This window comes from Pseudoalteromonas denitrificans DSM 6059 (genome assembly GCF_900112265.1).
Classification (GTDB): domain Bacteria; phylum Pseudomonadota; class Gammaproteobacteria; order Enterobacterales; family Alteromonadaceae; genus Pseudoalteromonas; species Pseudoalteromonas denitrificans.
This window is the reverse complement of record NZ_FOLO01000020.1, coordinates 62,433-85,093: the sequence shown is the minus strand read 5'-3', so window position 1 is coordinate 85,093 and position 22,661 is coordinate 62,433. Positions and strand designations below refer to the sequence as shown.

Annotated in this window: 22 protein-coding genes and 1 pseudogene; 13 read left to right on the top strand and 10 right to left on the bottom strand. The window is 34.4% G+C overall.

Annotated features, from left to right (window positions below; all coding sequences use genetic code 11):
* A pseudogene (locus tag BM088_RS13715) lies at positions 1 to 236 on the bottom strand (IS982 family transposase); the annotation flags it as partial.
* A 399-nt stretch (positions 237 to 635) separates the two neighbouring features.
* Between BM088_RS13715 and BM088_RS13710 the strand changes: the two are divergent.
* The 4 genes from BM088_RS13710 to tyrR all read left to right on the top strand — a co-directional run bounded on the left by BM088_RS13710 (position 636) and on the right by tyrR (position 4,269).
* Positions 636 to 1,109 (top strand): DUF2269 family protein, encoded by a 474-nt coding sequence (locus BM088_RS13710; protein ID WP_091984904.1) that lies wholly within the window; start codon positions 636 to 638, stop codon positions 1,107 to 1,109.
* Between the two features lie 2 nt (positions 1,110 to 1,111).
* The gene (locus BM088_RS13705) at positions 1,112 to 1,498 is read left to right on the top strand and encodes a DoxX-like family protein (protein ID WP_245763827.1); all 387 of its coding nucleotides are present in this window, start codon (positions 1,112 to 1,114) and stop codon (positions 1,496 to 1,498) included.
* A 44-nt stretch (positions 1,499 to 1,542) separates the two neighbouring features.
* Complete coding sequence (locus BM088_RS13700) at positions 1,543 to 2,526, top strand: hypothetical protein (RefSeq protein WP_091984899.1); 984 nt, start codon at positions 1,543 to 1,545, stop codon at positions 2,524 to 2,526.
* Positions 2,527 to 2,712: 186 nt separating this feature from the next.
* Positions 2,713 to 4,269 carry a transcriptional regulator TyrR gene (gene tyrR, locus BM088_RS13695; protein ID WP_091984896.1) on the top strand — a complete coding sequence of 519 codons (1,557 nt, stop codon included), beginning with the start codon at positions 2,713 to 2,715 and terminating at the stop codon, positions 4,267 to 4,269.
* Between the two features lie 74 nt (positions 4,270 to 4,343).
* On the opposite strand, the gene BM088_RS13690 is transcribed toward tyrR, so the two are convergent.
* The 6 genes from BM088_RS13690 to pspF form a co-directional block, all read right to left on the bottom strand.
* Entirely contained in the window at positions 4,344 to 5,105 is a 762-nt protein-coding gene (locus BM088_RS13690) for an ATP-binding cassette domain-containing protein (RefSeq protein WP_091984893.1), read from the bottom strand.
* On the bottom strand, positions 5,090 to 6,112 hold the full coding sequence (locus BM088_RS13685) for a peptide ABC transporter ATP-binding protein (RefSeq protein ID WP_091984890.1): 1,023 nt from the start codon (positions 6,110 to 6,112) through the stop codon (positions 5,090 to 5,092). The genes BM088_RS13690 and BM088_RS13685 overlap by 16 nt, the downstream gene beginning before the upstream one ends.
* A 74-nt stretch (positions 6,113 to 6,186) precedes the next feature.
* Positions 6,187 to 7,092: an ABC transporter permease subunit gene (locus tag BM088_RS13680; RefSeq protein WP_091984887.1), complete on the bottom strand. Its 906-nt coding sequence runs from the start codon at positions 7,090 to 7,092 to the stop codon at positions 6,187 to 6,189.
* Positions 7,079 to 8,113 (bottom strand): ABC transporter permease, encoded by a 1,035-nt coding sequence (locus BM088_RS13675; RefSeq protein WP_091984884.1) that lies wholly within the window; start codon positions 8,111 to 8,113, stop codon positions 7,079 to 7,081. Before BM088_RS13675 ends, BM088_RS13680 begins: the two co-directional genes overlap by 14 nt.
* Complete coding sequence (locus BM088_RS13670; protein ID WP_091984882.1) at positions 8,113 to 9,714, bottom strand: ABC transporter substrate-binding protein; 1,602 nt, start codon at positions 9,712 to 9,714, stop codon at positions 8,113 to 8,115. Before BM088_RS13670 ends, BM088_RS13675 begins: the two co-directional genes overlap by 1 nt.
* A gap of 25 nt (positions 9,715 to 9,739) precedes the next feature.
* A complete protein-coding gene (gene pspF, locus BM088_RS13665; protein ID WP_091984879.1) occupies positions 9,740 to 10,807 on the bottom strand; it encodes a phage shock protein operon transcriptional activator in 1,068 nt (355 codons plus the stop codon).
* A gap of 203 nt (positions 10,808 to 11,010) precedes the next feature.
* Between pspF and pspA the strand changes: the two genes are divergently transcribed.
* The 8 genes from pspA (at position 11,011) to BM088_RS13625 (ending at position 18,670) form a co-directional block, all read left to right on the top strand.
* A complete protein-coding gene (pspA, locus tag BM088_RS13660; protein WP_091984877.1) occupies positions 11,011 to 11,682 on the top strand; it encodes a phage shock protein PspA in 672 nt (223 codons plus the stop codon).
* An 88-nt stretch (positions 11,683 to 11,770) separates the two neighbouring features.
* On the top strand, positions 11,771 to 11,998 hold the full coding sequence (gene pspB / locus BM088_RS13655) for an envelope stress response membrane protein PspB (protein WP_091984874.1): 228 nt from the start codon (positions 11,771 to 11,773) through the stop codon (positions 11,996 to 11,998).
* Positions 11,995 to 12,402 (top strand): envelope stress response membrane protein PspC, encoded by a 408-nt coding sequence (gene pspC / locus BM088_RS13650; protein ID WP_091984871.1) that lies wholly within the window; start codon positions 11,995 to 11,997, stop codon positions 12,400 to 12,402. Before pspB ends, pspC begins: the two co-directional genes overlap by 4 nt.
* Before the next feature lie 73 nt (positions 12,403 to 12,475).
* Positions 12,476 to 13,888 (top strand): YcjX family GTP-binding protein, encoded by a 1,413-nt coding sequence (locus tag BM088_RS13645; RefSeq protein WP_425439314.1) that lies wholly within the window; start codon positions 12,476 to 12,478, stop codon positions 13,886 to 13,888.
* The gene (locus tag BM088_RS13640) at positions 13,885 to 14,934 is read left to right on the top strand and encodes a TIGR01620 family protein (protein WP_091984866.1); all 1,050 of its coding nucleotides are present in this window, start codon (positions 13,885 to 13,887) and stop codon (positions 14,932 to 14,934) included. The genes BM088_RS13645 and BM088_RS13640 overlap by 4 nt, the downstream gene beginning before the upstream one ends.
* A gap of 271 nt (positions 14,935 to 15,205) precedes the next feature.
* Positions 15,206 to 16,003, top strand: coding sequence for a phenylalanine 4-monooxygenase (gene phhA, locus BM088_RS13635; protein WP_091984863.1), 798 nt, complete (start codon positions 15,206 to 15,208; stop codon positions 16,001 to 16,003).
* Between the two features lie 10 nt (positions 16,004 to 16,013).
* Positions 16,014 to 16,355: a 4a-hydroxytetrahydrobiopterin dehydratase gene (locus tag BM088_RS13630; protein ID WP_091984860.1), complete on the top strand. Its 342-nt coding sequence runs from the start codon at positions 16,014 to 16,016 to the stop codon at positions 16,353 to 16,355.
* Between the two features lie 242 nt (positions 16,356 to 16,597).
* Complete coding sequence (locus BM088_RS13625; RefSeq protein WP_091984857.1) at positions 16,598 to 18,670, top strand: M13 family metallopeptidase; 2,073 nt, start codon at positions 16,598 to 16,600, stop codon at positions 18,668 to 18,670.
* Between the two features lie 88 nt (positions 18,671 to 18,758).
* Here the strand turns inward: BM088_RS13625 and BM088_RS13620 are convergent, their stop codons facing one another.
* The gene (locus tag BM088_RS13620) at positions 18,759 to 19,544 is read right to left on the bottom strand and encodes a ribonuclease H family protein (RefSeq protein WP_091984854.1); all 786 of its coding nucleotides are present in this window, start codon (positions 19,542 to 19,544) and stop codon (positions 18,759 to 18,761) included.
* 593 nt (positions 19,545 to 20,137) lie between these two features.
* Between BM088_RS13620 and BM088_RS13615 the strand changes: the two genes are divergently transcribed.
* Positions 20,138 to 21,289 (top strand): Na/Pi symporter, encoded by a 1,152-nt coding sequence (locus BM088_RS13615; RefSeq protein WP_091984851.1) that lies wholly within the window; start codon positions 20,138 to 20,140, stop codon positions 21,287 to 21,289.
* Between the two features lie 82 nt (positions 21,290 to 21,371).
* On the opposite strand, the gene BM088_RS13610 is transcribed toward BM088_RS13615, so the two are convergent.
* Complete coding sequence (locus BM088_RS13610; RefSeq protein ID WP_091984848.1) at positions 21,372 to 21,815, bottom strand: GNAT family N-acetyltransferase; 444 nt, start codon at positions 21,813 to 21,815, stop codon at positions 21,372 to 21,374.
* A 63-nt stretch (positions 21,816 to 21,878) separates the two neighbouring features.
* Positions 21,879 to 22,628, bottom strand: a complete 750-nt coding sequence (locus BM088_RS13605; protein WP_091984845.1) for an outer membrane protein assembly factor BamD — start codon at positions 22,626 to 22,628, stop codon at positions 21,879 to 21,881.
* Positions 22,629 to 22,661: the final 33 nt, after the last annotated feature.

The window sequence follows — 22,661 nt, the reverse complement described above, 5'->3', positions numbered from 1 at the left end:
AATTGAGGGAAATACTCCCCCCAATATCGTCTGACCAGACCAATATAAAAGTTCTTGAAATCACGATGATTTGACTGATGAAAAGCAATCATAATAGTCATACATTCACTTGTAGACATTTTCGAACTGCGCCTACGCTTTTTAGTGCTGTCAGAGATTAATAGCGCTTCCCATTCGGGTAAAAACTGATGACAAAAATCATCGACATCGCAAAAAATTTCAATTAGTTTATTCATCTGCCCACCGTTATGCTTTCAAATCGTTCTTAGTCGAAAGATCTGATCGCTAGGTGGGCAATAAGTTCACTTCTTATCCAGAATTCAGGTTATTTAAAATCGTTTTAACTTTACGTGGTTATGGCTACTTAGGTATAAAATTATGGGAAAGATAATTAATCTAATCGCTTTTATTACAGGTTGAAACTTAACACACTACAGGCAATTTTAAAGCCATTGGTAATAGATATTTCAGTAACAGATTTTGATAATCAGCTAAGGAAAATGTCTCCTTCTGTGGTTATTCATACTAGCAGTTCATTTCAGTGAAAAATGTATGTGTTTAAGTGAGTACTTGTTATTTAGACTTAGCCATCAACAAGAGCATTTCAGTGAAAATAAAATATAGGAAGATGTGATTTGACGAGTTATTTACTGCTAAAACTAATACATATTTTAGCGGCTGTTGTTGTTACTGGGACTGGCGCAGGTATTGAATTTTTTATGTTTATGGTAAATCGTTCAAATAATACTCAAGCAATTTATATTATAAGCAGGCATGTCATTTTAGTTGACTGGGTATTTACGCTACCTGCTGTAATTATACAAATAATAACAGGGGTTTTATTGATGAATATTCAAGGCTATTCATTCTCATCTCCTTGGTTTTATTGGGTTGTAAGCTTATTTTTATTTATTGGTTTGTGTTGGTTGCCTGTTCTAAATATTCAATATAAGTTACGGGCACTGGCAAAAAGAGACCAGGAAGTCAGTACTGTGTCTCAGGAATTTAAAGCTTTGATGAATACTTGGATAATACTTGGAATTCTTGCTTTTATAGCTATTCTAATGATTTTTTGGTTAATGGTCTTTAAACCTTTTTCTTTGGTATGAAAGTGGCATTACTTACAGATATAAATTTATATAAAGCAGCTAAATATTCGCTCTCTTTTTTGTGGATATTTACAGGAGCAACTTCAATATTTTTTAACCCTGAAGTGGGATATGAAATATTGTCGAAATCAAAAATGACAGGACTGTTTGCTGATATCGCTGTTTATGGTGGTGGTGTTTTAGATATTGCATTAGGGCTTTGGCTATTAACGAGAATAAAAATTAAACTTTGTTGTTTATTTCAAATAAGTCTAATTGTGTTTTATACCTTATTATTAACTTTAATTGATGGGAGCTTCTGGTTGCATCCTTTTGGACCCATAACAAAAAATATACCGATTTTGATTTTAATATTTATTGTTATGGTTAATGAAAATAAAATCGCATAAAATATTCACTTAAAGCATTGAGATGAAGTAAAGGAATACCCTAAATGGAAAAGAAAATACGTAATTTAGCTTTATATGGCTGTACATACATATTAGGGGCATTAACAAGTGCCTGGTATTTTAATTTAACTCCCCAACAAGATAATTTAACGATTGATACTAAGCCTGTTGTTTTAAGTAAATTACCAACTATAGAACAGCCCGCTGAAGTAGATACGCTTCAATTAGTTGAGTCAAATAAGAGACTAAAACTAGAAATTGCACAATTATCTGAGCAGTTAACACATATCACAGCTAGAGATAAAACTGCTTTAGATGAGCAAAGTGAAGAAGTTGAACAGAAAAAGCCGACTGGCTTTATGAGTATGATGACACCAGACTTTTTAAAATCAACTTTAACGATGCAACTTAGCCCAGTGACGGCAGAATTAACAAATAGGTTAGCTTTATCTGATGCGCAATCTACAGCTTTGGCTCAGTTATTAAAACAAAAAGCAGAAGCTGATATTGATGCCAATGCGCCTATGCTGGAAGAAATGGTCAATGGAGATACTAAGGCACTACTTGAAAAATCATTTGATGGTGAACTTGATGAAAATGAAGTAGACCTAGCAATTAAAGATTTATTGACATTGAATCAAGAAAACTATCAAGAAGAACTTTCGGATTTATTAACTTCGGATCAACTTGAAACATATCAATCTTTTGAGCAAGAAAAACAACAACAAGAGTTTGAAATGGTAATGGCTATGGAATCAAATATGGTAATAAGTCAAATACCTTCTTTGAATGAATATCAAAAAAAAGAAATAAATCGATTTTTTCAACAACGTCAGGTTGACTTTTTAGATGTGAAAATTGGTACTTATGGTAGTCCTTTTGCACAAAGTAATATGGACAATGATCCACAGTTACGAACTCATTTACAAGAGCAACTAGAGCAACTTCTCAGCGCTGAGCAATTGCAGGAATATCAAAAAACACGTTCTCAATGGTTTGATGGCATGGCTAATATGATGGGAGGCTAATTGCCTTTTTCATTTAAACATAAATTTATGATTGTTTTATAATCGTTTTATTTATAAAGACAGGAATTTACAGATTGTTACTTTATAATTTCTAAAAATGTGCAAAATTCTTTACAAAATGAGTTTTTTTATAGCTTAATTAAAGTATGATTCAGCTATACAAATTTATTTATGCTTTGAGGTTTTATGCGTCTGGAAATCCAATGTGCAGATCGAATGGGGATAGCACAGGAAGTTCTTAATATTTTAGTCAACTATGAAGTGGATTTAAAAGGTATCGAGGTAGATGCCATTAATAGCAAAATGTTTATTTCTATGCCACCGATTGAGTTTGATAAATTTCAAAAATTGATGCCTGAAATTCGTTTAATAGATGGTGTTGAAGATGTTAAAACAACTGCCTTCATGCCATCTGAGCGGGAGCATAATGAACTTAAAACCTTACTAAGTGTATTACCTGACGGTATTATTTCAATTGATACTAAGGGCATTGTCAGATTATGCAATGATGCTGCAGCCAGAGATTTAAATGTCGATAAATATGATGTAGTTGGAATGAGCATCAATATTTTACTTAAAGGCTTTAATTTTAACCGCTGGCTAGAAAATGATGAAGTACTAGGGCAAACCGTGAGAGTTGAAGTCTCAGGTGAAGATTTTATTGCGGATATCTTACCTATTTCCGTACCTGAAAGCACACAAGAAGATATTCTTGCTGGTGCGGTTATTAATATTAAATCTCAAAGTCGTTTAGGCCAACAAGTAAGTGTATTTAGACGATATGGCCAAGAAAGCTTTTCTACAATACAAACGCAAAGTACTGCAATGCGACGGGTTGTTAGAGAAGCAAGAAGGATTTCTCATTTAGAAGCACCTATCTTAATTTTAGGTGAAACTGGCACAGGCAAAGAATTACTAGCAAGGGCATGCCATTTTTCATCAAACCGTTCAATGAAACCCTTTTTAGCATTATCTTGTGCATCTTTACCTGATGATGTGGCTGAATCTGAATTATTTGGGTTTATAGGAAATAGTGCTGAGTCTGTTACTAAACGTGGTATTTTAGAACAAGCTGATGGAGGCACTGTTTTCTTAGATGAAGTTGGCGAAATGTCTACACAGCTGCAAACTAAATTATTACGTTTTTTACAGGATGGTACTTTCCGTCGTGTTGGAGATGAAAACGAAGTTAAAGTAAGCGTGAGAATTATTGCTACAACACAAAAAGACTTGCCAGGCATGGTTCAAGAGAATACTTTTAGAGAAGATTTATATTATAGAATAAATGTTTTAACTTTAGACATTGCACCTTTAAGAGATCGTAAAGCTGATATTGGCCCATTAACTGAGCATTTTATTCAAAAATATGCACATCAAATGGGTGTGAAAGTGCCTAAATTGACAGAAGCATGCTTAGCATTTTTAGAACAATATCCTTGGCCTGGAAATGTAAGGCAATTAGAAAATGCAATATATCGTGCAGTCTCTTTATTAGATGATGAAAATTTAGGTATAGAACATTTACAGTTACCGAGCTTTACAAATGATTTAGGTTATTTAGAGTCTGACTTTGAAGGAAGCTTAGAGCAAGCTGTAAAACGCTTTGAATCAACTTTATTACGTAAGTTATATCCAGCTTATCCAAGCTCACGACAACTTGCTAAAAGGCTTGGTTTAAGTCATACAGCAGTGGCAAATAAATTAAGGGAATATGGTATTAATCGTAAAACAATTAAAGTTTAAAATTATTTTATAGTGATAAAGTAAGCTGAAACTGCTTCTCCATTATTAATGGGTAAGCAGTTCACCATTGAGAATTAACAGTTTAGGAGTCTCTGGGTAATTTTAGATTTATGTTTTATAAATAAAGCTTGTGTTTTTCCTGCTTCAATCACTTTGCCTTGATCAAGTACCAAAGTTTGATCGCTCATATGTTTAACCAAACTTAAATGATGGGTAATAAGTACATAACTTAACCCCGTTTCTTGCTGTAATTTCAATAACAAATTAACGGTTTGAGCACGTACTGAAGGGTCTAAAGAAGATAATGCTTCATCTAATACTAAAACTTTTGGTTCTAAAATAAGAGCTCTTGCAAGAGCAATTCGCTGTAGTTGACCGCCTGAAAACATATGAGGGTAATAATCTTGATGTTCGGCTAGTAAGCCAACCTTAAGCAAATTATTTTTAATCGACTCTTGACGTTGCGCTGCATCATAGTGGGTATTCATTAATAATATTTCATTTAATGTTTTACCTATTGTAATCCCTGGATTTAAGGATTTTGAAGCATCTTGAAAGATCAAGCGTATATCACGACAACTGGTTTTACGTTTTCCATCATCTTCAATGACTTTTCCTTCCAATAAAATTTGACCTTTTTGGCTTACTTCTGCACCAGCAAGGATTTTTGCTAGCGTACTTTTTCCTGAGCCTGTTTCGCCAATAATCGCTATGGTTTCACCTTTAGATAAACAAAAGGAAATATCCTCAAGCACTTTAAATTTTTTTCTTAAAAAAAATCTGTCTCTAATTTTAAATGTTTTTGATAATGCCTGAACCTTTAAAATGGGCTGCATTTTGAATTCCCTTTATTTGTTTCGATATTTATTAAAGGAAAGTGGCATGCATAACTGCGTTCATGTTGCGTATTCAGCTTAGGTGTTTTAACACAATCTCTTTGTGCTTGTGGGCAACGAGGCCCTAAGCGACATCCTATGGGTAAATGTTGTAAAGTAGGAATTGTGCCCTTGAGCGCATAAATTTCATGTTTATGTTTAAGGCCTTTATTATAGTCGGGTAAACTTTTGAGTAATGCACTGGTATAAGGGTGATACGGTGATTTATATATTTTTTTTGTGGGTCCGGCTTCAACCATTTGCCCACAATAAAGTACATGTAAGCCGTGAGTCCAGCTAGAGAGCTCTTCAAGTTCGTGACTTATCATTAAAATAGACATATTTTTTAATAAATTAAGACTTTTTAATAACCTGAATACTTGTGCTTGTGTCGTACTTTCAAGGGCAGTGGTTGGCTCATCTGCAATAAGTAGCTTTGGTGAGCGTGCAATTGCCATTGCTATCATGACTTTTTGACAGATCCCATCAGATAATTCGTGAGGATAACTATGCAATATCTTTGTATGATCTCTGATCCCGACTTTATGTAATAAAGCGATTGAACGTTCTTTTTTCTGTTTCTTTTTTTGCCAGAAATAACCTTTTAGGTTTTTTTTAGGAATACTTTCTGCTATTTGGTCTGCTATTTTTGCAGTAGGATCAAGGCAACTGCTGGGATCTTGATAAATCATTGCGATTTCTTGCCCTATTATTTTTCTGCGCTTTTCAGGAGAAAGGCGCATTAAATCGATGCCTTGCCAATGCATTCTATCTGCTGTGATATGCCATCTAGAATTTAAAACTCCAACGATTGCTTTCGCTATTAAGCTTTTTCCTGAGCCTGACTCCCCCACCAAAGCATGTACTTCACCTTCTTTTAAACTTAAACTGACTTTATCTACAGCCCGAATAATACCGTCCGGTGTTTCTAATTCGATAGTAAGGTTACGGATATCTAATAATTGCATTTACTTAGCCCTACAACATAAGTTGACATCTAATCTAAAGTCTAATTCATTTTTATATCGTGTAAGAAATAACATTAGATAGCCTTTCTTTTTTTCAACGCCGTTCGTAAGCCATCACCTACTAAGTTTGTCGCCAACACAGCAAAAAATAACAAAATTCCAGGTAGTGCAACTGTCCATGGAGCCAAATAAATAAAACCTAAATTTTCAGCCAGTATTGCACCCCATTCAGCCGTAGGTGGCTGAGCGCCGAGTTTTAAAAAACCCAGTGCTGATATGTCTAAAATAGCGGTTGAGAGTGACATGGTGAATATTACGACAATATGTTCATAAATATTAGGAAATATTCCACGACTTAAAACATGCCAACTATTGGCTCCGTCTAACCACTGCGCCACGATATAATCTTTAGATAACTCTTGCACAACTAAGTTTCTTACAGAATGAATATATTGGGGGAGTAGGGCTAAAATAATCGCCCATACGGTATTTAACAAGCCTGGCCCTAAAAGTGCGATGATAATAATGGCTAATAACAAAGAAGGAATAGATAAAGTTACGTCAAGAATATGATTTAAAATACTTGAACGAACACCTTTGCTCATACCTGCAAAAACGCCTAAAATCACACCTAACAAAGTTGTGATTAAAGCGGTTAATATTGCGAGACCAAATGTATAGGTTGTACCATTTATCAAACGAGATAAAACATCTCTGCCAAGATCATCTGTGCCGAGTATAAACCTGACATCTCCTGCGTCATCCCAAGAAGGTGGTAATAATAGTGCATCGCTATGCTGTTGATTTACGCCATATGGCGCTAATACGGGGGCTAAGGTTGCTAAAATGGTTAATGCTATAAATAACCACAAACCAACCAGTGCAACATGATTACTTTTAAAATGTCGCCATAGCTGGCGTAATGGTGACTTATTTAACTCTTCACCATTTAAGCTTGCGATAAAGTTAAATTTTGCCATGAGTTTGGTTCCGAGTAATTGGATCAAATAATGAATGCATTACATCGGCAGTAACAGTTGCCAAAATGATAAATGTAGAGACTGCTAATAAGCCACCTTGAATAGCCGGGAAGTCTCTTTGATAAATGCTATCAATTAACCATCGGCCAATACCTGGCCATGAAAATATAACTTCAGTGATCATTGCTAAGGTGATCAAAGTACTAAATTGTAAACCAATCTGTTTTATGACAGGTAATAATGCATTTCTTAATGCATGGTGAAATATTAACTGACTTCGGCTTAAACCTTTTGCTCTGGCTGTTTTAATATAGTTTTGCTCTAATACTTCAAGCATGGAATCACGAGTAAACCTTATTAATACCATAGTGGGGTAGGTTGATAATACAATTGTAGGGAGTAATAAGTGTTTTAAAGCATCTGTAAAAGCGTTTATTTTGTAGCTGACATCACTTAAAAAAATATCAACTAAAATAAAACCTGTTTTATCAGGTATTTCATATAATAGGCTGATTCTTCCCGACATAGGTAATAAACCAAGCTGTAAACACAAGCCCATAATCAATAGTAATGCTAACCAAAATACGGGGGTAGAATAGCCCAATAGGGTGAATAAATTAATAAGTTTATCCGGCCAGTTTTTATGATAAGCAGCTGCGGTGATCCCCGCTGGAATTCCAAAAACAATTGAGGCTAGCAGTGCATATAAAGCCAGCTCTAAGGTTGCGGGAAAAAGCGCAACAATATGCTTAAATATCGGTTCCCCAGAGGCAAATGATATGCCCCAATCTCCCTCACTTACTCTTGATAAAAAAGATAAAAATTGAGTTGGCATACTGTGATCAAGTTTATATTTTTGTACTAAGTCATCGGCTTCATGAAGTGATACATTTTGAACACCACTTAAGTTTGTTAAAGGGTCGCCAGGAAATAAATAACTTAATGAAAAAGTAAATACGCAAAGCAGTAATAGCATAAATGAAAGTAAAATAATGCGCCGGAATATATATTCTAAAACCATTATTCTTTCCTCGCTTTTGCCAGTGATACACCACCAAAAGGTTTTATTTCAATATCTTTGACATTACTTGATGTTGCTTGAAAACGCATCCCCTGTGCTATAGGGAGCAAGGGAAGCTCTTGTATTACCATTTGTTGGGCCTGAAAATAATACTCTTTTCTCTCATCAATATTAACTGTATCAAGTGCATTCGATAATAATAAATCAAATTCTGGGTCGCACCAATTTGCTGAATTTTTACCACTTAATGCTGCTGCACAGCTTAATAGCGGGCTAAAAAAGTTATCGGGGTCCGGTGTATCCGCAGACCATCCGAGTAATACAGAATCATGCGTATGATCTTCCAGTTTTTTAATAAATGTATTCCATTCATATTCAACAATATGCACAGTTACATCTATTTTTTTTAAATCATTTTGAATAAGCTCTGCCATTTTTCGAGCATTCGGATTATAAATTCGTGCAACAGGCATTGCCCATAAGTCCATACTAAAACCATCAACAATACCAGCTTGGCGAAGTAATCGTTTAGCGAGTTCAGGGTTATAATCTGGCATATTAACTTGGGCTTGATATGCCCAAGACGTACTCGGTAAGATGGAATGTAAGCGTTTACCGTTATTTAAAAAAACAGACTGCATTATTTTATTTACATCTATGGCATGGGCAAGGGCTCGTCGAACAAGACCATTATTAAAAGGTGCTTTTTGTGTATTAAAAGCCCAATAACCCATATTTAAGTTTGTTTCTTTTTGGACTTGAATATCTTTTCTATCGGCTAAAATAGACAGTTGTGACGAATTAGGATGAGGGGTAACATCACATTCATGCGTTAGCATTTTGGCGATACGGGTTGTACTATTTGGCGTGATATCATATACCAACTGTGCTAGTGCAACAGGGTGTTGCCAATATTTTTCATGTTGATAATATCGTATTAAAATATCACGTTTATAATCTTTAAATTTATAAGGACCGGTTCCTATAGGAAAATGATCCAAATTTTCTAATTTTTCATCTACCTCTAAACTCTTGGCATATTCGGCGGATAATATAACAGAAAAATCAGTTGCCATATTCGATAAAAAGCTACTTTGTGTATCAAATAGTTCAAATGAAACACTGTATTGGGACTCTTTAATGATAGATTTGATTAATCTGTCTAGCCCTATACTTTTGAAATAAGGATACTGTCCACCACTTACAAAATGATAAGGGTTGTAAACATCAAATAATCGGCTAAAGGTAAATACAACATCATCAGCATCAAAATTTCTGCTTGGTGTAAAATAATCTGTATGATGAAATTGCACATCTTGTCTTAATTCAAAGGTGATTTTTTTTCTATTTTTACTAATTTTCCATGATTTTGCTAACTCAGGCAAAAACTCGCCTGTATTAGCATCAATACTAATCAAGCGGTTGTATAGCTGATTTGAAATCAAGTCAATTGTAGAACCAGAAGTTGTAATTTGAGGATTAAAACTAACAGGGTTGGCTTCTGCACAATATATTAAACCATGGCTGTTTTGATTTTTGAGTGACTGTTCAGTGCAGCCTGTCAGCATCAGGAGTGCTATGCCAAAGATGAATTTAACCATTCATCATGCCTCTTTGTTTTTATATTTATTGTGCATTTTCTAACAAATTATATTTTTTAAGGTATCCCCTAAGTTGATGATACGTTAAACCTAACATTTCTGCAGTTTTCTTTTGGTTAAATTGACTGTTTTTAAGTGCATTGTTAATTAAGTCTATTTCAAATTCATTAGACAGCGTTTTTAAATCACACGGAAATTGAGTTGAAAATGCCTGAGGTTGGGTATTAGGTACAGATGTATTTGTTAATTGTGTATCAATTGATTCAGTCGTATTGATACGATCTTGTGTTTTTATACGATTGACTGGGCGATAAGGACTTTTGAATGGATCTAGAATGATATTATGCACAGGAATATGTGCATTTGCACTTCGATAAACACTTCTCTCAACCGTATTCTTCAACTCTCGAATATTACCTGGCCATGGATAATCTAATAGTGTTTCTTGTGCAGCACGTGTAAAACCACTGAACAACTCCCATTCAAGATCTCGCGCCATATTAATTGCAAAATTTTCAGCTAAGAGCAAAATATCATCTTTACGTTCACGAAGTGGAGGTAAAGTAATGACATCAAATGCCAGCCTATCTAATAAATCACTTCTAAACTCACCTTTTTCTGCAAGATAAGGTAAATCTTCATTTGTAGCACAAATCAATCTGGTATCTACTTTTACGGTATTTTTTCCGCCAACACGCTCAAACTCACCATATTCGATTACTCTCAATATTTTTTCTTGTACTAAACCTGAAGTATTTGCGAGTTCATCTAAAAATAAACTACCGCTATCTGCACGCTCGAATCGGCCTTCGTGACGTTTACTCGCACCCGTAAATGCACCAGATTCATGGCCAAATAACTCACTTTCTAATAAATTTTCACTCAAAGCTGCACAATTAAGTTTAACGTAACTCTGATCCCAGCGTTTAGACAAATAATGCAAACGAGCCGCGATAAGTTCTTTGCCTGTGCCGCGTTCACCAATAATCATGACAGGTTTATGTAAAGGGGCAACTTGCGAAACATGTTCTAAAACTTCTAAAAAACTATTTGATTGCCCAAGTAAATTATCTTGCTGGCGAAAGCGGCTCATTTATAATCCTAAATGTTAGTCATTTACACTATTTAGTAGTGTATTTTAAATTATAGATTAACAACAGTTTTTTCTTGTTATTATTATTAGTCTTTTAAAAACAATTGATTAAATGTATTTGTAAAGTTGGCAAGTATCTTGATGTATGAAATATAGAAAATGTTAAGTTAGATTAATACGATAATCAAATCGAGGTACATAGTATGGGAATTTTTTCACGTTTTACAGACATCGTTAATTCTAATATTAACGCAATTTTGGACAAGGCCGAAGATCCAGAAAAAATGGTTCGCCTTATCATTCAAGAAATGGAAGATACATTAGTTGAAGTGCGTTCTACATCAGCAAAAACAATTGCAGAAAAAAAGGAGCTAGCACGACGTGTTGAACAGTTAAATGTTCAATCAAATGAATGGCAAGCAAAAGCAGAACTCGCACTTTCTAAAGATAGGGATGATTTAGCTAGAGCTGCGTTAGTTGAAAAGAAAAAATCGTCTGAAATAGCGGCTTCTGCTGAAAAAGAATTAAATCATGTAGAAGAGCATATCACTAAGCTACAAATTGAGGTTACTACATTACAAGAAAAACTAGCTGATGCAAAGGCAAGACAAAAAGCGATTGTATTACGTCAGCGTTCAGCGGAATCTCGCTTAGAAGTTAAACGTACATTAGATAGTTCTAAGGTTGATGATGCACTCACACGTTTTGAGCGTTTTGAAACTAAAATAGATGGCTTAGAATCTCAAGTTGAAGCTTATGATTTAGGTAAAAAATCATTAGCTGATGAAATTGCACAACTACAACAAGAAGATAAAATAGATGATGAACTTGCTGAACTTAAAAAGCAAATGTCAGACACATCAGAGAAAAAATAGTATCAGCAAACAACATAGTGCCTTAACATATTAGCTATAGTAACAAATATAATTTTGGCACTAATAATAAGGGACCTAGGAGAGTGATATGAACGAAATAGTAATGGTACCGTTTATTCTATTTATGATATTTGTAGCCCCATTATGGCTAATATTGCATTATAAGAGCAAAAAACAGGTGAGCCAGGGTTTGAGTGAACACGAACACCGCCAGTTAATAGAGTTATCTAATAAAGCTGAAAAAATGGCTGAAAGAGTACAAACTCTTGAGTCTATTTTAGATGCGGAGGCGCCACAATGGAGGAGTAAGGTATGAGTAATTTAAAGCGCGAGCTTTATCGTGATCCCTCTAGAGGCAAAATTGCTGGCGTATGTGCGGGTCTGAGTGACTATTTTAACATGGAACTGTGGTTAGTTCGTATTATCGTTATTTCGGCAGTATTACTGACAGGTGGTCCCCTTTTTGTTGTTGCATATATTGCTTGTTGGTTTATTTTAGATAAAAAAGATCCATCACCAGATAAAGTATATAAAAAAGAGACAAAAGAAGAACGAGCAGTGGAAGTTAAATTTAAAGTTTGGCAAGCGGGTGAGCCACCACGACGCGCATTACAAGACTTAAAAGAGCAGTTATCAAGAGTTGATAGTCGAATTCAAAATATGGAAAAATATGTTACTTCTGCTGAATTTACGGTAAGTCATGAAATTAATAAACTTTAAGGAATTGAATACCAAGCTATAACTTAAATATATAGCTTGGTTTTTATATATGTTAGATAAATTACTCAACTCAATTAATTCAACACTTGACTCTAATCGAGCAAAAAAATACAAACATCAGGCGCATCAGTTACTTCACCGAAGTTTTGATCAACATATAACCTTAGCTGTGACAGGTTTTAGCCGAAGTGGCAAAACAGCATTTATCACGGCACTTGTGGAGCAACTTACTAAGCAGGCAAATAAACAAAATTTGCCTTTTTTTGACGTGGTGCAAAGTGAACGATTAATTGCAACAAAAACAATCCCCCAAGATATATTAGCTTTACCTACCTTTGCATACAAACAAGCAATAGCGTCACTAACAGATAAAACACCTAAATGGCCAGATTCAACACAAAGGATCAATACTTTGAGGTTGGCATTAAAATATCAGCCTAAATCTGGATTACGCAGTCATATCACTGACGTTTCGACACTTATTATTGATTTGGTAGATTATCCTGGTGAATGGTTGATGGATTTACCAATGTTATCGCTTAGTTTTGAGCAATGGAGTTCAGAGCAACTTGCATTATTAAATCAAAAACCAAGATCATTTTGTTCTAGGGAGTTATTAACCGCGATAGCGTCTTTAGATTTAGATGCGCCTGTAGATGAATCTAAATTGGCCGAGATTGCAGAGCAATATAAAATTCTATTGCAACAATTTAAACAAGAAATGAAATTGACAATTTTACAACCTGGTCGAGTATTGATCCCCGGTGATTTAGCTGGAGCACCTTTATTAATGTTTTTTCCTGTTAACTTTAGTAACAAAAATAAAGTCATTGAAGGTTCTAATTTAGCGCATTTACAAAAACGTTATCAGGCATATATAAAAGAGGTTGTGACGCCTTTTTACCAAAACTACTTTTGTAAATTTGATCGTCAAATAATATTAGTCGATCTTTTAAATGCTTTAAGCCAAGGCGCGAATGTATTAGCCGAACAAAAAAATGCGATAGAACAATTATTGCAGCATTTTAATTATGGCCAGTCGAGTTTTATAAAACGTTTGTTTTCGCCTAAAATTGATAAACTTTTATTCGCTGCAAATAAATCTGATCATTTAAGTTCAGAGCATCATAAAGATCTTGCCATTTTGTTAAATAACTTAGTACAGCAATCTCAAAATGAACTTAAGTTTGATGGGGTTAAAATTGAAACAATGGCAATGTCTTCTGTTTGTGCTACAAAAGCAGTAGAGGTTAAAGATAAAAAAAATAAAATAATTAAATGCATTTATGGCAAAGAGATAAATTCAGGTAATTGGATGACATATCTGCCTGCACAGCCGCCTATGCGTCAACTCAATGAATACGAATGGCCAAACGAAGGGTTTTCTTTTCCTGAATTTTATCCACTGTTAAGTAATGATAATAAATTAAGGCATATACGTTTAGACCATGTTTTTGAATTTTTATTAGGAGATAAACTTAGGTGAGTGATTCAAAATCAGAATATCAACAAGGCCGAGTAATAGAATCATTAAGCGATGAAGATGCTGCAAAGGAGCTTGAAACACAAGAAATATTACAGGTGGGAGAGCAGATAAATACATCTGAAATATCTCTTGACGAAACATTACTTGTAAATGATCCAATAGAGCAAGAAACAGAATCTTATATTGAGTTAGACAGTCTTTATGTAAAAAAAACGAGTTCAGTCATAAAAAAAATTTTTGTTTTGAGCTTTGCAACTGTGATCACGGTTGAGCTGGGTTTAACGGTTTATAATAGTTTTAATAGCTCAATTATATTAGGCATTTTATATAGCAGCCTTATTGCCAGTGCATTTGCCATTACATCGGGTATTTTTATAAAAGAATATAGGCAACTTAGAAAATTAAAATCTAATCAACTTCAACGAACAGAAGCGCACCGTTTACTACATTCTCAACAACTAGGTGAAGCAATCAGTTGGCTTGAAAAATTAAATAAATATCAAAAGATGAATGGTTTTAGTGAATTTAAAAAAACACTTCAAGTACATCATACTGATAAAGAAGTTATGACACTTTATTGCAATACTTTATTAGTGAAACAAGACGAACAAGCACAAAAATTAATTAATAAATATGCATTAGAGTCGGGCTTAATGGTGGCATTGAGTCCAATTGCTTTAGTTGATATGGCAGCCGTATTATGGCGAGGTTCAAAGCTAATTGAAAATATTGCAAAAGTGTATGGTATTCCACTTGGGTATGTCAGTAGGTTAAAGTTATACCGATTATTATTGAAACAAATGTTATTTGCAGGTACGACTGAGCTAGTTTCTGATTTAGCTACGACAGTGGTAAGTGCAGAGTTAGCTGGGAAAATTTCAGCTCGTGCTGGTCAAGGAATAAGTGTAGGTATTTTAACTGCGCGAATAGGATATAAAGCAATGGAGTTAAGTCGTCCTATTCCCGAACTAAAAAATAAACAAAAATTTTTATCTCGCTCCATGAAACTATTATTAAGTAATATTGTTAAAAAAACACAATCGTAATTACGGGTTCATATTCGACACCCCATTCATTTAGCATATGTTCGTAATTTTTTATTTACAATTGAGCTGCTGTTAAGGCGTTTAAATCCTGCTTTGTCATTATATGTTTGCATTGGTGTAATTAAATGTGTACGAATTCGACGCTTTGTTGGTTGTCGAATTTGCTGCAAAGGGTTAATTATTTCTTAGCTTTTAAATAATATGTTCTTAACAAGTTGGAGGGCTTTTAATTTGAGCACCCTACCAAAAAGAATTATTAAAAAGGCTAAACATGTCTAAAGTAAGTCAATATGTTTCCAAACAATCAGATGAAAATGGATTTATTAATTGGAGCGATGAAGAAAATTTAATTTGGTCTGAATTAATCACACGTCAACTTAAATGCATTGAAGGCAAAGCCTGTGATGAATTTATGTCAGGGCTTGCGTTATTAAATTTACCAATAGATAAAATCCCGCAGTTAGAAGATGTTAGTAAAGTATTACGTGCAACAACTGGTTGGCAATGTGAGGAAGTTCCTGCATTGATAAGTTTCGATAAGTTTTTTGCTTTATTGGCTGATAAAAAGTTTCCAGTAGCAACCTTTATTCGAAGCAGAGAAGAGTTTGATTACTTAAAAGAACCTGATATTTTTCATGAAATATTTGGCCATTGTGGCATGTTAACAAATAAATCGTTCGCAGATTTCACCCATAAATATGGTCAGATAGGTTTGCAAGCCGATAAAAAAGACCGTGTATATTTAGCGCGTTTATATTGGTTTACCATTGAATTCGGTTTGATGATGGTAAATGATAAAATTCGAATTTATGGTGGTGGTGTATTATCTAGCCCAGGTGAAACACAATATGTTTATTCTGGTGAGCCAAAAATAGTACCACTTGATGTCATAAACGTACTGAGAACACCCTATCGTATTGATATTATGCAACCAATTTACCATACAATTAATTCGATTGATGACTTATTTGATATCTCAAATATGGATTTAATGTCATTAGTTGAAAAAGCAAAAGCATTAGGCCTTCATAAGCCGTTATTTGAACCAAAAGTAAAACTAGCAAGTTAAAGGATATAAAATGTCTGATTTAAGTGCACAAAAATGTGAAGCGTGTCGTGCTGACGCACCTCAAGTTTCAGATGAAGAACTAGCAACATTAATAAAAATGATCCCTGATTGGGTTCCAGTTGTAAAAGATGGTGTAATGCAATTAGAACGTGAATTTAAATTTAAAAACTTTAAACTTGCATTAGCATTTACTAATAAGGTTGCTGAATTAGCCGAAGCAGAGTTTCATCACCCTGGTATTTTGACTGAATGGGGTAAAGTGACAGTAACTTACTGGACTCATGCTATTAATGGGCTACACAAAAATGATTTTATTTGTGCAGCTAAAACAGATGACTTGTTAGAAAGCTAAGGCCCTCCTTACTCACTTATGTTGTTGAATGCACATCTTTAGTGAGTTCAAAAAAATAATTTAAAGCTCAGCTAATGAGCTTTAATTTTCCCCATTATTTTACACTTTGTCATAATTTTCTTACAGCTATCGTTATCATTAATGTAAACAAATGTGTTCTTCTATAGTAATTTTACGAGCGGCTTATTATGATTAATTGTTAAAAACTTAATCATCAAATATGTCTTAATTTGGAAATTACAATGAAAACTATAATAACAAGTGCCCTGTGCACATCTGTATTATTAATTGCTGGTTGCAGTGAAACAACCGATAAAACGCAAGTAACAAAACCTGCAGCTACAAGTATTCAAAAAACAGCCTTAGCGTCTGGTATTGAAAAAGCGAATATGGATACAAGTGTTCGTGCTCAAGATAACTTCTATCAACATATTAATGGTGGCTGGTTAAAGAATACAAAAATTCCGGGTGATAAAACTGCAATAGGATCTTTTTACGATTTAAGAGATAAAGCAGATGAAGATGTAAAAGCGATTATTGAAGAGCTGGCTGCAACACAAAATCTTAAATTTGGTACTGATGAGCAAAAAGTGGCTGATTTATTCAGGTCTTATATGGATAGTGAATCGAGGAATGCAGCTGGAATTAAACCGATCCAACCTATTTTAAATGATATATCAAATCTTAAAGATAAAAATGCTTTAGCTACCTTTTTTGGTGAAACACAAACTATTGGCATTAATAACCCATTAGCTTTTTATATTAGCGTAGATGCAAAAGATTCTAGCCGTTATGCAACACATATTTGGCAAAATGGTTTAGCTTTACCAGATAAAGATTATTATTTTAATGAAACCGAGCGTTTTGTTAAATTACGTGCTGGATATGTCGCTCATATTGAAAAAATGTTTGATTTAGCAGGCCTTAAAGAAGGTAAAGCAGCGGCAAAAGCGATTATGGCACTAGAAACTAAGTTGGCCGGCTTTCATTGGACCCGAGTTCAAACCCGTGATAGCGAAAAACGTTATAATAAATTTGAAACAGCCAATTTAAATACAATTACTGATGCATTCAATTGGGACCTTTACTTAAAAGCTCAGGGTGTATCGGCGCAAAAAGATATCATTATAAATCAACCTGATTTCATCAAAGGCTTTGGCGAGATATTTGCACAGACAAGCCTTAAAGATTGGCAAACGTATTTAACTTTTCATGCATTAAGTGCTTCAGCGGGATATTTAACTGCCGATTTAGATAATGAAAACTTTGACTTTTTCTCTAAGCAGCTAAATGGCCGTAAAGAGCAGCGCCCACTTTGGAAACGTGGTGTAGGTGTTGTTAATGGTAATTTAGGTGAAGTCATTGGTAAAGTATATGTTGGTCGCCATTTTACCGCAGAAGCTAAGAATCGAATGAGTGCACTAGTTGAAAATTTACGTTCATCTTATGGTCAAAGCATTACTGATTTAGATTGGATGTCTGAAAATACTAAAAAATCAGCTCATGTAAAATTAGCTGCGTTTACCCCAAAAATTGGTTACCCGGATAAGTGGGAAGATTATTCTGCACTTGAAATTAAAGCAGATGATTTAGTTGGCAATATTATGCGCTCAGCAAAGGTGAGTCATAAAAAGGAACTAGAAAAACTTGGTGGTCCAATTCGTAAGTGGGAATGGGGCATGACACCTCAAACAGTTAATGCTTATTATAACCCTACAGTAAATGAAATTGTTTTTCCTGCTGCTATTTTACAACCACCATTCTTTAATATGGCTGCTGATGATGCCGTAAACTATGGAGGTATTGGTGCGGTTATAGGACATGAAATGGGTCATGGTTTTGATGATCAAGGTAGTAAATATGACGCATCAGGTAATCTTCGTAATTGGTGGTCTGAGCAAGATTTAGCAGAGTTTTCTAAACGTACAAAGTCTTTAGTTGATCAATATAGCCAGTATCATGTATTTGAAGACTTAACCGTTAATGGAGAATTAACTCTAGGAGAAAATATTGGTGATTTATCAGGTGTAACAATTGCGTATAAAGCGTATAAAGCATCATTAAATGGTCAAGACGCGCCTGTAATTGATGGTTTAACTGGGGATCAAAGGTTCTTTATGGGTTACGCCCAAATTTGGCGTTCAAAAATAGTTGAAGCATCTATGCGTAACCGTGTAGCAACTGACCCGCATTCACCTGGTGAGTTCCGTGCTTTAGGTTCACTATCAAATATGAATGAATTTTACAAAGCGTTTGATATTAAAAAAGGTGATGCTATGTATATCGCACCTGAAAAACGTGTGAAAATTTGGTAAGCCTAAGCAGCTAGTAAATAAAAATGAATAGAAGAGAGCATTAAGCTCTCTTTTTTATTCCAGCTTAGCTAAATAGTATCAGTGATGCTTATCCAGCACGTAAAGATAATAAAGCTTTGATATCTATAGGTGCGTTTTTATCTTCATTATAAAGTTTAAAACCAGCTTCTTTTGATTGTATTGCTACAATCGACATACGATCGGCCAGCTCATTACCTTCAACACCAACATGACCATTAACATGCAGTATCTGAACTTTATTTTTAATGACTTGGTAAAGTGCAAACATTTTTTTTATCAGTTCTAAATTTTTGATTTCACCAGATGGTTTTTTCCAGCCTTTCTTTTGCCAATTAACAGCCCACTGGGTAATACATTGAATTGAATATTTAGAATCACAAAAAATAGCGACACTTTGGTCTTTATTTGTTTCATGATCAGCAATACGCATAGCGTAATGAAGCGCATTGAGCTCGGCTGTATTATTAGTGCCATATGAATCATATAAGCCATACCAAAGTTCATCTATTTTTTCAGCGCGATATACCGCAATACCTGAACCTGCCTTTCCAGGGTTAGGTTCACACCCACCATCGGTATAAATTTTGGTATTAATATCCATTAAACTTATTTCTTTGGCTGTATAAGTTTTTACCCCATTTGCAGATGTGCGTTTTTTCACACTTGAAGGAGCAGTGCCGCTAGGGCTTTTACTTGCCGAGTTTCCGGAAAATGCAGCTTGTGCTTCATCTAATGTGGGGAATGACTTGTATTTTGCTCCAGAAAATTTCTCTATCTGTTTTTTACAAGTTATCCAATCGGTGAAAATACCCGTTTGTCGGCCTTGCCATACAACATAAAATTTTTTTGCCACGAAAGTAGTGCCTTAATGTTTTGCTTTAACTCGGTTATATTCTGTCTTAAAAATGAAAGTTCACAAAGTGGAATTTATTGTTTTTTTTGCTTTCTCTATACTTTTAGTTATTTGAGCTACTTGTTGTTCTTTTATTTGAGTGCAATTTATCATTTGTTTAATTGTGCCTGCTTTACAATTTTTAGCTCGTTCTTTTTGAGTTTGAACAGCCTGTATTATCTAAAATGAATTTGCAGCACATGCAGTTAATAATATGCTCATAACGGCAATGTAGGTTGATTTTTGGTGTAAGTTCAGTTGCATTTCCATCAATACACTTTTCAATGCGGCAAGCTTAAAACATTCGTTTTACTAAAACTACGTTATATAAGCGAGAGTGCTACTCATTTGGGTTTGAAGTACCTGCAATAATTTTATTTTTTGATTAAGTTTTATCAATTGTATAAAAAGTGACTTGGACTGAGATAATAAAATTTAAAAAGTGACTATTATGGGGCTCTTGTAATATTTCTGTCATAAACCTTTGCTTAAATGCGCGAGTCATAAAAATTTAACCTAACCGTCATAAATGATGTGTTAATCAGGATAGTAATATGAGTAATAAAACTGAATCAACAGTAGAGATATCAATAAGAAAAAAAATCTTTAATTGGGCTGCTGTCGCATTTTTTGTTTATTTGGTACTTGTTGCAGTAAGTACAGTAAGTAGTGGCTTTAAGTTATTTTCAGGTGGTACAGCGGGTGCTAAAGAGATTTTTGAATTTGCAACAAACCCATTTGTTGCACTATTACTAGGCGCATTAGCAACAGCATTAGTGCAATCTTCTTCAACAGTTACTTCAGTTATAGTTGGCTTAGTTGCTGGGGGCTTACCTATCGGTATTGCAATACCTATGGTGATGGGTGCTAATATTGGTACTACAATCACTAATACAATTGTGAGCATAGGTCATGTGCGCGATAAAGCTGAGTTTAAGCGTGCCTTTAGTGCCGCAACAGTTCATGATTTTTTTAATTTAATTGCAGTAGCAATATTTTTACCGCTAGAGATAGTATTTGGTTTTTTACAAACTATTGCGCAATATTGTGCGCATTTATTTGTTGGTGATACAGATTTATCAATAAAGAGCCTTAATTTTATTAAACCTTTAACAAAACCAGCAGTAGGTTTTTTAAAGGATATTTTAAGTTTTATACCAGGTTCAAATATGGGACTTGCCATGGTTGTTATTGGTATTTTGATTATTTTGGTATCGGTTACTTCATTAGGTAAGGTATTACGTAAGGTGATGGTGGGTCGTGCAAAAGATATTTTACATAATGCGATTGGACGGGGTCCTATCGCTGGTATAACATCAGGCACAGTTGTTACTGTAATGGTACAATCATCTTCAACAACAACAAGTTTGATGATCCCATTAGCTGGTAGTGGTGTTTTTACAACAAAACAAATTTATCCATTTACTTTAGGTGCAAATATTGGCACTACAATTACAGCACTATTAGCAGCGACTGCAATATCAGGTGCTGCAAGTGAGGTGGCGCTCACTATCGCTTTGGTGCACTTTTTATTTAATGTATTTGCAGTTGTTGTTATTTTTGGTTTACCATTTTTACGTGATTTACCTATAATTGCAGCTGATAAATTAGCAAGAATAGGCAGCGAAAATAAGTTTATAGCCTTGTTATATGTTATAGGTGGCTTTTTTATTCTGCCAGGGATTATGATGTTAGCTGCTCGTTAATATCGCGTGACTTGATTGATGAAAAACCACTGTTATTTATTAGCCGTGGTTTTTTAGTTTTAAAGTAAATAACTATTTATGGTTATTTTTGTTCATACATTAAATAGTAGCTTTGATCCATGCCGAGTGCTTGATATGTTTTTTGTGCTTGGGTGTTTTCTTGTTCTACGTATAATCTAAAACTAGCAGCACCACCTTGTTTTATAGCGATATCTTTTACAGCCTGGTAGAGTTTACCATAAATACCTTGGCGTCTATTTTCAGGCCTAATATAAACGCTCTGTATCCAAAAATAATCTTTTGCTTGCCAATCACTCCACTCAAAGGTAACCATAAGAGAGCCAACCACTTCTTCATTAATTTGAGCAACTAAATAAAAACCTTTCTCAGGATTATTTAATAACGTTTTTACACCTAATGTAAGTGTTTCTTCGTTTAGGGTTAGGCTTTCAGTTTCTTGAGCCATAGCTTGGTTAAATTTAACTAAAGAATTTAAGTCGTTATTTTGACCTTTTCTGATTATCATATTTGTTCCATATTTTTGGTATAAAAAAAGGGAGCATATGCTCCCTTTTTCAGTAAATTAAAATTATTTGTTTAATGCAAGTGTGGCTTTTGCATTTTCACTTAAATCCGTTAGGCCGAGCTTGTCATAACTTTTTACCATCATTTCAAGGGCTTCATTGGTATAGCTACTTTGTGAAAAGTGTTCAATAACATATTTTCCTCTGTTTGCTGCGGCTAAAAAAGCCTCACGCTCAAAGTAGTAATCTGCAACTTTAAGTTCATAGCGCGCCATTTTATTTAATAGCCAACCTAAACGTTTTTTCGCCTCAGGAGTGTAATTACTTAAAGGGAAACGTTTTACCAAAGTACTCAAGTCTTTAAAAGCTTCTCTGGTTTTTTTAGGGTCTCTGTCTGCTCTATCAACACCAAAATATTCTTGGAATGCATTTTCGTCTGCTTTTATATTCACTAAACCGCGCATGTAGTACATATAATCCAAATCTTTATGATTTGGATTAAGGCGTAAAAAGCGGTCTATGTTTGCTAAAGATTGTTCAACATCATTTGACTGGTAGTAAGCAAAAACTAAATCCATTTGCACTTGTTTTGACATTGGACCAAATGGATAGCGTGAATCAATTGCACTTAAAAGTTCAATTGCACGTACATATAAACCCGAGTCTAAAGTTTTTTTAGCATCTAAGTAGAGTGCCTGTGCTGATTTGTTAGGTACGCGTTCAATTTCTTTTTCTTCTGGTTTAGATGAACAAGCACTCAGTGTCGAAAGTATCAAAGCAATACTAAAAGCACGTTTTCCCATTGTATTTATCATTTATTTTTTACCTTATTCTTAATAACGCAGGCA